Below are 12,835 nucleotides of genomic sequence, written 5' to 3'. Positions count from 1 at the left end.
GTTAGGGTGTGTCGCGTGAGCGTAGAAACTGGCAAGAAGGCCGAGGCGGCGCAGCCGCTGGAATCGCCCGATCCCGACACCGAAGCCTCCGGTGCGGCCGCCACTTCTTCCGACACGGTGCTTGCCGAGACCGTATCTGCCGACACTGCCGAGACCGTGTCTGCCGACACCGAGGCGCCGTCGCTCGCGCAGCCACCCGCGTCGGAGCAAGAGCCCGAGCCGGGTCGAAGTCTGCTCGCCAGGATCGCGCTCGCCGCGTCGATCGTGCTGGTGGTTCTCGCGCTCGTCGCCGCAGGCTGGTTCGGCACCGCATGGGTGCGTGCCGCGTTCACCGACGGCCCGAGGGCGGATGCCCGTGACACCGCGCTCGATGCCGCGCGTCAAGCCGCGTTGAACCTGACCTCGATGAACGTCGACGACGTCCCCGGATCGCTCGCGTTGGCGCGGTCCTCGATGACCGGGGCATTGCTGGACTCGGCGAACAAGAACAAGGACCAGTCCGCGAAGCTGGCCACCGAGTCGGCCACCAACATGCAGGCCAAGGTGCTCGGCGGCGGTCTCACCTCGCTCGACAGCGAGCGGGACAAGGCCTCGGCGCTGGTGGTGTTGCAGGTGACCGAGACGGGCAGGGACAAGCCGCCCGCCGACTATCGCTACACCTGGGACATCGACGTCACCAAGGAAGGCGACATCTGGAAGGCCGAGCAGATCTCCTCGCTCGGTCAGCCGGTGCTGTTGAGCGGTGGCGCGCAGGCCGCGCCAGGAGCGCAGGAAGGGCCGCAGGCGCCCGCCGATAGCGACCAAGCACCCGAACAGCAGCCCGCCGCACCGCAACCGGGTTCGTAAGGAGTACCGATCACATGACGTCGTCGCGTAGACCGGTCAACCGGGTCACCTCCAAGCGCAAGCCGGGGGGCGCCGAGCAGCCCACCCGGACCACGAGCCGGAAGCCTAAGGTGGCGGGTGCGTCGCGCTACTCGGGGTCCACATCGGGGGCGACAGCCGATACCGCTGCGCCCGTCGATGCGGTCCACGGCTTTCGCCGGGCCGAGCAAAAGGTGGGTTCGCTCGGATCCGGGGTTCTCGGCAGGTCCGGGAGATCGGGGAGGGCTGAGAAGCCGGGGAAGCCGGGGAAGTCGGGGAAGCCGGGGAAGCCTGAGAAGTCACCGAAGGCCGAGCGGTCCGAGAAAGCCGACAAGTCGCGGTCGGGGCGTTCCTCCTGGCGAGCCGTGGTCGGCTGCTTGATCGCCGCGCTGTTGCTGGGTGGTTTCGCCGCCGTCGCCGCGGGAAAACCGGGCGTGGACGCGTCGAATCAGGCCTATGTGGACAACGGGGCGACGCAGGAAGTCCGTGCGGCCGCCGAACACGCATTGACCACAATCTATGCCTACGACGTCAACAGCATCGACGGCTATCGGGACGCCGCGCGCGGGGTGGTCACCGGGAAGATGCTCGCCGATCTCGACAAGTTCGCCGAGACCACCATTTCGGCGGTGAAGCAGGCACAGACCAGTGCCGAGGCGAAGGCCGATCCCCTCTCGGTGACGCTGTTGGACGGCGACCGCGCGGAGCTGTTGGTCAATCTCGTGGTGAGCGCGACCAAGGACGGCGTGGCACAGCAGAGCGTCGCGGGACCCGTGGTGCTGCACATGCAGCGGGTGGACGGACACTGGCTGGCCAGCGACATCGTCGACCAGTAAGGCGCGTTGTACGCGACCGGGTGGGGCGCGCCCGCACGCGCCCATCGCGGGCGTCGACCCGCTGGTGACGGTGTCGTTTCGGCGACAATCCATCGAGGATCGTGGCCGCCCCCAACGGATGATCTTGCTAGCGCGACCCTGCGATAACACAGCGCGGCAGGCGATCTCGGAGTCATTTCGGTCGGTCCTGGCACTTGACGAGTCTCCGGGAAGCCGTCACGCTATTCACAACAGCGAGAGCTGTTGACGGCGGTTGGATACGCCCCGTGGTCCCCGACGCAGCCAGCGAATCGGACACGGCGCGGCAGCCGCGTGAGTGTTCGCACGGGTGGTAGGTTGACGCCTCCGTGTAGACAGGTGTAGGTTTGGACGTTGCGCTGGCTGCCTCCTGTCCACTCCTCGATTCGCACACGTAAGTTTCCACCTTCCGGTGTTACTTCCGTCGTTGCCTGTTCGGGTTCGTTCGGGTCGTGACCAGCGAGAATCTCAACAGACGTAGCAGGTAAGCGACGGTCGCGGACCACCACGCGGCGCGCGTGAGGTGCTGGAAGGACGCATCTTGGCAGTCTCCACCCAGACCAAGGCAGTTGCCGGAATCCCCGGAGCCCCATTGCGGGTGTCTTTCGCGAAGATCCGTGAACCCTTGGAGGTGCCCGGACTTCTCGATCTACAAACGGACTCATTTGCATGGCTGATCGGTTCGCCATCTTGGCGTGAAAAGGTCGCCGCTCGCGGCGACGTCGGGCTAGCCGGGGGACTCGAGGAGGTGCTCGAGGAGCTCTCGCCGATCGAGGATTTCTCCGGGTCGATGTCCCTGTCGTTCTCCGACCCTCGCTTCGAAGAGGTCAAGGCCTCCATCGACGAGTGCAAAGACAAGGACATGACCTACGCGGCGCCGTTGTTCGTCACCGCGGAGTTCATCAACAACAACACCGGTGAGATCAAGAGCCAGACGGTCTTCATGGGTGATTTCCCGATGATGACCGACAAGGGCACGTTCATCATCAACGGCACCGAGCGCGTCGTCGTCTCGCAGCTCGTGCGCTCGCCGGGCGTGTATTTCGATTCTTCGGTCGACAAGGCCACGGAGAAGGACCTGCACAGCGTTCGCGTGATTCCCTCGCGCGGTGCGTGGCTGGAATTCGACGTCGACAAGCGCGACACCGTCGGCGTCCGCATCGACCGCAAGCGTCGCCAGCCGGTGACGGTGCTGCTGAAGGCGCTCGGCTTGACGGCCGAGGAGATCCACGAGCGTTTCGGTTTCTCCGAGATCATGATGTCGACGATGGAGAAGGACAACACCGCCGGTCAGGACGAGGCGCTGTTGGACATCTACCGCAAGCTGCGTCCGGGCGAGCCGCCGACCAAGGAGTCGGCGCAGACCCTGTTGGAGAACCTGTTCTTCAAGGAGAAGCGCTACGACCTGGCGCGCGTCGGCCGCTACAAGATCAACAAGAAGCTGGGCATCAACGTCGGCGAGCAGGTTGTCGGCTCGGTGCTCACCAGGGAAGACATCGTCAGCACGATCGAATACCTGGTCCGGCTGCACGCGGGCGACCGCAACATGACCGTGCCCGGCGGCAGCGAAGTTCCCGTCGAGGTCGACGACATCGACCACTTCGGTAACCGTCGCCTGCGCACCGTCGGTGAGCTGATCCAGAACCAGATCCGGGTCGGTCTTTCCCGGATGGAGCGCGTGGTGCGCGAGCGGATGACGACCCAGGACGTCGAGGCGATCACGCCGCAGACCCTGATCAACATCCGTCCCGTGGTCGCCGCGATCAAGGAGTTCTTCGGAACCTCCCAGCTCTCGCAGTTCATGGACCAGAACAACCCGCTGTCGGGGCTTACCCACAAGCGTCGTCTTTCGGCGCTGGGACCCGGTGGTCTTTCGCGTGAGCGCGCCGGACTGGAAGTGCGTGACGTCCACCCGTCGCACTACGGCCGCATGTGTCCGATCGAGACCCCGGAAGGCCCGAACATCGGCCTGATCGGTTCGCTGTCGGTGTACGCGCGGGTCAACCCGTTCGGTTTCATCGAAACCCCGTACCGCAAGGTCGTCAACGGAAAGGTGACCGACGAGGTCCACTACCTGACCGCCGATGAAGAGGACCGCCACGTGCGGGCCCAGGCGAACTCGGTGGTCGACTCCGAAGGCAACTTCCTCGAAGACCGGGTGCTGTGCCGTCGCGGCAACGAGGAGAACGAGCTCGTCGCCGCGGTCGATGTCGATTTCATGGACGTCTCGCCGCGTCAGATGGTGTCGGTGGCGACGGCGATGATTCCGTTCCTCGAGCATGATGATGCGAACCGTGCCTTGATGGGTGCGAATATGCAGCGTCAGGCGGTGCCGTTGATTCGTTCGGAGTCACCGGTTGTCGGTACGGGTATGGAACTTCGTGCCGCTGTCGATGCCGGTGACGTCGTGGTCAACGAGAAGCCCGGTGTGGTCGAAGAGGTTTCGGCTGATTACGTGACCGTGATGGCTGATGACGGTTCGCGCAAGAGCTACCGGATGCGGAAGTTCGCGCGGTCGAACCAGGGCACGTGTGCCAACCAGCGTCCGATCGTGGACGAGGGTCAGCGTGTCGAGTTCGGTCAGGTTCTGGCTGACGGCCCGTGCACCGAGAACGGTGAGATGGCGCTCGGTAAGAACCTGCTCGTGGCGATCATGCCGTGGGAGGGTCACAACTACGAGGACGCGATCATCCTGTCGCAGCGTCTCGTGGAAGAAGACGTCCTCACCTCGATTCATATCGAGGAGCACGAGATCGATGCGCGTGACACGAAGTTGGGTGCCGAGGAGATCACCAGGGACATCCCGAATGTTTCTGATGAGGTTCTCGCCGACCTCGATGAGCGTGGCATCGTGCGGATCGGTGCCGAGGTTCGTGACGGTGACATCCTGGTCGGCAAGGTCACTCCGAAGGGTGAGACCGAGCTGACGCCGGAAGAGCGGTTGCTGCGTGCGATCTTCGGTGAGAAGGCCCGCGAAGTCCGCGACACCTCGCTGAAGGTGCCCCACGGTGAGTCGGGCAAGGTCATCGGCATCCGGGTGTTCTCCCGCGAGGACGACGACGATCTGCCTCCCGGTGTCAACGAACTCGTGCGTGTGTATGTGGCACAGAAGCGCAAGATTCAGGACGGTGACAAGCTCGCCGGTCGCCACGGCAACAAGGGTGTCATCGGCAAGATCCTCGCGACCGAGGATATGCCGTTCATGCCTGATGGCACTCCGGTCGACATCATTCTGAACACGCACGGTGTGCCGCGTCGTATGAATATCGGCCAGATCCTGGAAACCCATTTGGGCTGGATCGGTAAAGCGGGTTGGAACGTCGACGTCGCCACCGACGGCACCAGGCCGGACTGGGCGAAGGCCCTCCCGGACGAAATGCTCGGCGCGCCTTCGGATTCCAATATCGCGACCCCGGTGTTCGATGGTGCGCGGGAAGAGGAACTCACCGGTCTGCTCGCCTCGACCCTGCCCAACCGTGACGGTGAGCGCATGGTCGACGACAACGGCAAGTCGGTGCTGTTCGACGGACGCTCCGGCGAACCGTTCCCGTACCCGGTGTCGGTCGGCTACATGTACATCCTGAAGCTGCACCACCTGGTGGACGACAAGATCCACGCGCGTTCGACGGGTCCGTACTCGATGATCACGCAGCAGCCGTTGGGTGGTAAGGCACAGTTCGGTGGTCAGCGCTTCGGTGAGATGGAGTGCTGGGCCATGCAGGCCTACGGCGCGGCATACACCTTGCAGGAGCTACTCACGATCAAGTCCGACGATGTCGTCGGTCGTGTGAAGGTCTACGAGGCGATCGTCAAGGGCGAGAACATTCCCGAGCCGGGCATCCCGGAATCGTTCAAGGTGTTGCTCAAGGAACTCCAATCGCTGTGCCTCAACGTCGAGGTGCTGTCTTCGGACGGCGCCGCGATCGAGATGCGCGACGGCGACGACGAGGACCTGGAGCGTGCGGCCGCCAACCTGGGCATCAACCTGTCCAGGAACGAAGCGGCGACCGTCGACGATTTGGCGAACTAGGCGGTTGGTGTGGATGTCGCCCATCGGCGACATCCACACCGGCAGCGTTTCCACCACTAGTGAACTTTTGCTCGAATTCGACCCGCATAGGGGAAAGGAAGTTACGTGCTAGACGTCAACTTCTTCGATGAACTCCGGATCGGCCTTGCCACCGCCGAAGACATCCGCCAGTGGTCTTACGGAGAGGTGAAGAAGCCGGAGACCATCAACTACCGCACGCTCAAGCCGGAAAAGGACGGCCTGTTCTGCGAGAAGATCTTCGGCCCCACCCGCGACTGGGAGTGCTACTGCGGTAAGTACAAGCGCGTCCGGTTCAAGGGCATCATCTGTGAGCGCTGTGGCGTCGAGGTGACTCGCGCCAAGGTGCGTCGTGAGCGGATGGGCCACATCGAGCTGGCCGCACCGGTCACCCACATCTGGTACTTCAAGGGCGTGCCCTCGCGCCTGGGCTACCTGCTCGACCTGGCGCCGAAGGATCTGGAAAAGATCATCTACTTCGCCGCCTACGTCATCGTCGGCGTCGACGAGGAACTACGGCACAACGAACTGTCCACGCTGGAAGCGGAGATGGAGGTCGAGAAGAAGGCCGTCGCCGATCAGCGTGACGCCGACCTCGAGGCCCGCGCGCAGAAGCTGGAAGCCGACATCGCGGAGCTGGAGGCCGAAGGCGCCAAGTCCGACGTGCGTCGCAAGGTCAAGGACGGCGGCGAGCGCGAAATGCGTCAGCTGCGCGACCGTGCCCAGCGCGAGCTGGACCGGCTCGACGAGATCTGGACCACCTTCACCAAGCTCTCGGTCAAGCAGCTCATCGTCGACGAACTGCTCTACCGCGAACTGATCGACCGCTACGGCGAATACTTCACCGGCGCGATGGGCGCGGAGTCCATCCAGAAGCTGATGGAGAACTTCGACATCGCGGCCGAGGCCGAGAACCTGCGCGAGACCATCCGCAGCGGCAAGGGCCAGAAGAAGCTGCGCGCGCTCAAGCGGCTCAAGGTCGTCGCGGCGTTCCAGACCAACGGCAACTCGCCGATGGGCATGGTGCTCGACGCCGTTCCGGTGATCCCGCCGGAGCTGCGTCCGATGGTTCAGCTCGACGGTGGCCGCTTCGCCACCTCGGACCTGAACGACCTCTACCGTCGCGTGATCAACCGCAACAACCGCCTCAAGCGACTGATCGACCTCGGTGCCCCCGAGATCATCGTCAACAACGAGAAGCGGATGTTGCAGGAGTCCGTCGACGCGCTGTTCGACAACGGCCGTCGCGGTCGCCCGGTCACCGGACCGGGTAACCGTCCGCTGAAGTCGCTGTCGGATCTGCTCAAGGGCAAGCAGGGTCGCTTCCGGCAGAACCTGCTCGGCAAGCGTGTCGACTACTCCGGCCGTTCGGTGATCGTCGTCGGTCCGCAGCTGAAGCTGCACCAGTGCGGTCTGCCGAAGTTGATGGCGCTGGAGCTGTTCAAGCCGTTCGTGATGAAGCGTCTGGTCGACCTGAACCACGCGCAGAACATCAAGTCCGCCAAGCGGATGGTGGAGCGGCAGCGGCCCCAGGTGTGGGACGTCCTCGAAGAGGTCATCGCCGAGCACCCCGTGCTGCTCAACCGCGCGCCGACGCTGCACCGCCTCGGTATCCAGGCCTTCGAGCCGCAGCTGGTGGAAGGCAAGGCCATCCAGCTGCACCCGTTGGTGTGTGAGGCGTTCAACGCCGACTTCGACGGTGACCAGATGGCCGTGCACCTTCCGCTGTCGGCGGAGGCGCAGGCCGAGGCGCGCATCCTGATGCTGTCGTCGAACAACATCCTGTCGCCCGCGTCGGGTCGACCGCTGGCCATGCCGCGTCTGGACATGGTGACCGGCCTGTACTACCTGACCCGCCTCGAAGAGGGCGCGAAGGGTGAATACCGGGCCTCGACCAAGGATTCGGCCGAATTCGGCGTCTACTCCTCGCCCGCCGAGGCGCAGATGGCGGTGGACCGCAACGAGCTGACGGTGCGGTCGCTGATCAAGGTTCGATTGAACGACCAGCGTCCGCCGAAGGACATCGAGGCGGAGCGTTTCCCGGACGGTTGGCGCCACGGCGACTCCTGGATCGCCGAGACCACCCTGGGGCGCGTGCTTTTCAACGATCTGCTTCCCGCGGATTACGCGTTCATCAACGAGCAGATGCCGAAGAAGCGTCAGGCCACGATCATCAACGACCTGGCCGAGCGCTACCCCATGATCGTGGTCGCGCAGACCGTCGACAAGATGAAGGACGCGGGCTTCTACTGGGCCACGCGTTCCGGTGTGACGGTCTCGATGTCCGACGTGCTCGTGCCGCCGGAGAAGGCCGAGATCATGGAGCGCTACGAGGCGCAGTCCGATCAGATCGAGAAGAAGTACCAGCGTGGTGCGCTCGATCACCAGGAGCGCAACAACGCGCTGGTGAAGATCTGGCAGGAAGCGACCGAAGAAGTCGGTAAGGCGCTGCGTACGTACTACCCGCCGGACAACCCGATCATCACGATCATCGACTCGGGCGCCACGGGTAACTTCACCCAGACTCGTACCCTCGCGGGCATGAAGGGTCTGGTGACCAACCCGAAGGGTGAGTTCATTCCGCGCCCGATCAAGTCCTCCTTCCGTGAGGGCCTGACCGTGCTGGAGTACTTCATCAACACCCACGGTGCTCGAAAGGGTCTGGCCGACACCGCGCTTCGTACCGCCGACTCGGGTTACCTGACCCGTCGTCTGGTGGACGTTTCGCAGGACGTCATCGTGCGCGAGACCGACTGTGGCACCGAACGCGGCATCGTGGTGCCGATCGCGGAGAAGCAGGCCGACGGCACGCTGATCCGGGACGCGCACGTCGAGACCTCCGCCTACGCGCGGACCCTGGCCTCGGACGCGGTGAACAGCAACGGCGACGTCGTGATCGGAAAGGGCGCCGACCTCGGCGACCCTGCCATCGAGGCGTTGCTCGCCGCCGGTGTCACCGAGGTGAAGGTTCGCTCCGTGCTGACCTGCACCACGGGTACCGGAGTCTGCGCGACCTGCTACGGCCGCTCGATGGCGACCGGCAAGCTGGTCGACATCGGTGAGGCCGTCGGTATCGTCGCCGCGCAGTCCATCGGTGAGCCGGGTACTCAGCTGACCATGCGTACCTTCCACCAGGGTGGTGTCGCGGGTGATGACATCACCGGTGGTCTGCCGCGTGTGCAGGAGCTGTTCGAGGCCCGCGTGCCGAAGGGCAAGGCGCCGATCGCGGAGGTTTCCGGCCGCATTCGGATGGAGGACGACGACCGCTTCTACAAGATCACCATCATCCCGGATGACGGTGGCGAGGATGTCGTCTACGACAAGCTCTCGAAGCGTCAGCGTCTGCGTGTGTTCAAGCACGACGACGGCTCCGAGCGTCTGCTGTCCGACGGTGACCACGTCGAGGTCGGCCAGCAGTTGCTGGAAGGCGCGGCCGATCCGCACGAGGTGTTGCGCGTGATGGGCCCCCGCCAGGTGCAGATCCACCTGGTCCACGAGGTCCAGGAGGTGTACCGGAGCCAGGGTGTGTCGATCCACGACAAGCACATCGAGACGATCGTTCGCCAGATGCTGCGTCGTGTGACGATCATCGACTCGGGTGCCACCGAGTTCCTGCCTGGTTCGCTGACCGAGCGTGCCGAGTTCGAGGCGTCCAACCGTCGCGTCGTCGCCGAGGGTGGCGAGCCTGCGGCCGGTCGTCCGGTGCTGATGGGTATCACCAAGGCGTCGTTGGCCACCGATTCGTGGCTGTCGGCGGCGTCGTTCCAGGAGACCACTCGTGTGCTGACGGACGCGGCGATCAATTGCCGCTCCGATCAGCTGATCGGTCTCAAGGAGAACGTGATCATCGGCAAGCTGATCCCGGCGGGTACTGGCATCAACCGGTACCGCAACATCCAGGTGCAGCCGACCGAAGAAGCCCGTGCTGCCGCGTACGCGGTGCCGTCCTACGACGACACCTACTACAGCCCGGACAGCTTCGGTCAGACCACCGGTGCCGCGGTGCCGTTGGACGATTACGGTTTCAGCGACTACCGGTAAACGGTTAGTAGCCAACGCTATTCGGCCCCCGACTCGTTTCGAGTCGGGGGCCGTTTCGTGTGTGTGGTTCACTCGCAGGGTTGCCTCTGCCCTGACAGATCAGCTCAGGATCTGTGCTCATGGCGAGCAACGGCGCAGCAGTGCCCGAGGGCAGGGTTGCGGAACTACCTGCCCTATGCGCCCAGAAGCTGAAGACGCCAATCGTGTAAGTTCCGATGGTTGCAGCGGAGGGGAATCCGTCGAATTCAGAAACCTCGGCGCTGGTTTTCAGCCACTGCCGCCCGACGAGAATCCATGAAAGCGTGGCGTAATAATTCCACTACGTTTATACGATTAGATATTCGCCCGACCGTGAGTACGGCGTTGTCTGCCCACTCTGAACCGTCCTCGGACGGTTCCACCCATACTCCGTAGCTGCCTGGAAACATCGTTCGTGACAGCCCCCGCCAGCCGGACGGTACGCGGATATCGACAATCGGCGACTTACAGATCCGGGTTCGACAGGAGAGTTCGTGACGGAAGCTGAGAGAATCGGCAGACCGAGGAACTTCTGACGCTGGCATCATTTCTCAACTCCTCGATTCGCTACGAGAGAGCCCGTTTTGTGCGTGTGCGGTTCACTCGCTTTTCACCCGGTGGTGGCTGTGGACAACCAAGATGTGGCCATGCGTGGAATCTGTGTGGTGGTGGCGTTGCTGGTGGTCGGCGTGCCTGCCTCGGGTGTCGCTGTGGCGGATGGGCCGGGGCGGACATTCGACCTGCAAGCCCACCGCGGTGGGCTGGGGATCGTTGTGGAGAACACGCTGCCCGCGTTCGCGAACGCGCTCGAACTCGGGGTGAGCACACTGGAATTGGATGTGCAGATCACCGAGGACGGGTTCGCGGTGGTCACCCACGACCGCGATCCGAGCGAGGACAAGTGCCTCGACACGCTGCCCGCGTTTCTCGGCGACCCGGAATTTCCGTATGTTCCCGGCGAGAAGTTCATCAAGGATCTGACGCTGGCGCAGGTCCGCACGATCGACTGTGGGTCCAAGCAGCTCACGGAGTTTCCCGAGCAGCGCACCGCGCCGGGCGCGCGAATGCCATTGCTGTCGGAGGTGTTCGACCTCGTGCACGCCTACCGTGCCGAGGACGTGAGGCTGAACGTGGAAACAAAGGTGGAGGCGGACGCGCCGGAGCAGACGGCGCCGCAGGAACAGTTCGTCCGCACGATCGTCGACGAGGTGCGGCGCGCGGGCCTGACTTCGCAGGTCACCATCCAGAGCTTCGCCTGGTCTTCGCTGGTGTTGACCCACGAAATCGCGCCGGAGCTGGAATTGGTCGCCCTGACCAGTGGGCAGGACGTGCTGCAAGAGGGTGAGCCCGGCGCCTCACCGTGGCTGGGCGGGCTGGATATCGATGACTTCAGCGGCACGACGCAGCAGAAATTAGTGGCCGCCGCAGCGTCTTTGGGCGTGGCGGCGGTGTCGCCGGTGCACGGCGATCCGCAGGACGGCGCCGTCACCGATCCGGGGTATGTGCCGTTTACGAACGCGGATCTGGTGAGCGCCGCACACGCGCGCGGCCTGCGTGTGGTGCCGTGGACCGTCGACGACGCGGACACGATGGCCGCGCTGCTCGACCTCGGTGTCGACGGGATCATTACCGACCGGCCAGACATCCTGCGCGGCGTACTGAGCGATTACGGCTATCAGCTGCCGAAGCCTTATCGGCGGCAATAGCTTTCGACCTCGGAGACGGGTAACGCGCACGGCGAAGCGGTCCGTTGCGTGCGGCAACGGTGCCACTCCGGCATCGATAACCAGGCTCGGTGGTGGGTATGGGTGCTGGACTCACACCCACCACGCTCACCCGCCGCGTCAATGTGGTGGGCGCACCATATTTCATCGAGATTCGCGAGGTCGGATCCGATCGCCACGCTCTGGTGCGGCAGTTGACCGGTGGTCAGCGTTCGCTGTCGAGGATCGCCATCTGTCCAGCCTCGTAGCGGTCGCCCGCTACCCGCTCGGGTGGCGCCGCTGCCTCGATGGTGGCCAACTCTTCGGCCGAGAGCGAGATATCGAGCGTGCCCAGGATCTCCGGCAGCCGTTCGCGTCGCCGTGCGCCGATGACCGGGATGATGTCGGAACCCTTGGCGAGCACCCAGGCGATGGCCAGCTGGGCTACCGAAACACCCTTGGCGGCGGCGATTTCGGCCAGCGCGTCCACCAGCCGCACATTGTCGGTGAGATTCGTGCCCTGGAATCGTGGGCTGTGCGCACGGAAGTCGCCCGGTGCGAATTCGCCGCCCGCCCGAAAGGTATCGCTGAGCAACCCGCGCGAGAGCACACCGTAGGCGGTGATGCCGATGCCGAGTGCACGGGCGGTCGGCAGAATGTCGGCCTCGATGCCGCGCGAGAGCACCGAGTATTCGATCTGGAGGTCGGCGATCGGGTGTACCGCGGCGGCCTTGCGCAGGGTCTCGGCACCGACTTCGGACAATCCGATGTGGCGGATGTAGCCCTGTTCGACGAGTTCGGCGAGCGCGCCGACGGTGTCCTCGATCGGTACCTCCGGGTCGAGCCGGGCGGGACGGTAAACATCGATGTAGTCGACCCCGAGGCGTTGCAGGCTGTAGGCCAGGAAGTTCTTCACCGCCTTCGGTCGATTGTCGAATCCGACGAAGGCGCCGTCGGGGCCGCGTAGTCCGCCGAATTTCACGCTGAGTACGAGGTCTTCGCGGGTACGTTCGGCAATGGCCTTGCCGATCAGCATTTCGTTGTGGCCCGCGCCGTAGAAATCGCCGGTGTCGATGAGGTCGATGCCGGAATCGAGCGCGGCGTGGATGGTGGCCGTCGATTCGGCTTCGTCCGCGGCACCGTAGGCGCCGGACATGCCCATCCCGCCGAGGCCGATGCGACTGACCGTCGGCCCGGTCTTGCCCAACTGAGCTGCTGTGATCTTCGAAGTGGTCATAGCGACCACTTTGCTCGCTCTGTCGAGCCAGAGGCAGAGACCGTTTATCGGGGGAGTGGCGATCCCTGGA

General features: G+C 64.3%; 7 protein-coding genes. 5 read left to right on the top strand and 2 right to left on the bottom strand.

All coding sequences use genetic code 11. The annotated features are described in order from the left end of the window. Nucleotides 1-15: 15 nt before the first annotated feature. The 4 genes from ABEA50_RS03305 to ABEA50_RS03290 all read left to right on the top strand — a co-directional run bounded on the left by ABEA50_RS03305 (nucleotide 16) and on the right by ABEA50_RS03290 (nucleotide 9,807). On the top strand, nucleotides 16-846 hold the full coding sequence (locus ABEA50_RS03305; RefSeq protein WP_345493491.1) for a hypothetical protein: 831 nt from the start codon (nucleotides 16-18) through the stop codon (nucleotides 844-846). Between the two features lie 383 nt (nucleotides 847-1,229). Further along, nucleotides 1,230-1,700, top strand: a complete 471-nt coding sequence (locus ABEA50_RS03300) for a hypothetical protein (RefSeq protein WP_345493490.1) — start codon at nucleotides 1,230-1,232, stop codon at nucleotides 1,698-1,700. A gap of 541 nt (nucleotides 1,701-2,241) precedes the next feature. Next, on the top strand, nucleotides 2,242-5,748 hold the full coding sequence (gene rpoB / locus ABEA50_RS03295; RefSeq protein ID WP_345493489.1) for a DNA-directed RNA polymerase subunit beta: 3,507 nt from the start codon (nucleotides 2,242-2,244) through the stop codon (nucleotides 5,746-5,748). A 105-nt stretch (nucleotides 5,749-5,853) separates the two neighbouring features. Next, nucleotides 5,854-9,807, top strand: coding sequence for a DNA-directed RNA polymerase subunit beta' (locus ABEA50_RS03290; protein ID WP_345493488.1), 3,954 nt, complete (start codon nucleotides 5,854-5,856; stop codon nucleotides 9,805-9,807). A 245-nt stretch (nucleotides 9,808-10,052) separates the two neighbouring features. Here the strand turns inward: ABEA50_RS03290 and ABEA50_RS30885 are convergent, their stop codons facing one another. Further along, on the bottom strand, nucleotides 10,053-10,370 hold the full coding sequence (locus tag ABEA50_RS30885) for an LpqN/LpqT family lipoprotein (protein ID WP_425577564.1): 318 nt from the start codon (nucleotides 10,368-10,370) through the stop codon (nucleotides 10,053-10,055). A 102-nt stretch (nucleotides 10,371-10,472) separates the two neighbouring features. Here ABEA50_RS30885 and ABEA50_RS03285 point away from each other — a divergent pair, with 102 nt between their 5' ends. Beyond that, the gene (locus tag ABEA50_RS03285; protein ID WP_345493487.1) at nucleotides 10,473-11,531 is read left to right on the top strand and encodes a glycerophosphodiester phosphodiesterase family protein; all 1,059 of its coding nucleotides are present in this window, start codon (nucleotides 10,473-10,475) and stop codon (nucleotides 11,529-11,531) included. Nucleotides 11,532-11,754: 223 nt separating this feature from the next. On the opposite strand, the gene ABEA50_RS03280 is transcribed toward ABEA50_RS03285, so the two are convergent. After that, a complete protein-coding gene (locus ABEA50_RS03280; protein WP_345493485.1) occupies nucleotides 11,755-12,765 on the bottom strand; it encodes an aldo/keto reductase in 1,011 nt (336 codons plus the stop codon). Nucleotides 12,766-12,835: the final 70 nt, after the last annotated feature.

Origin of the sequence: Nocardia callitridis, assembly GCF_039543305.1 — a bacterium.
In the GTDB taxonomy this organism is placed as follows: domain Bacteria; phylum Actinomycetota; class Actinomycetes; order Mycobacteriales; family Mycobacteriaceae; genus Nocardia; species Nocardia callitridis.
The sequence above is the reverse complement of the archived record's forward strand: the minus strand, read 5'-3'. Positions and strand labels throughout refer to the sequence as shown.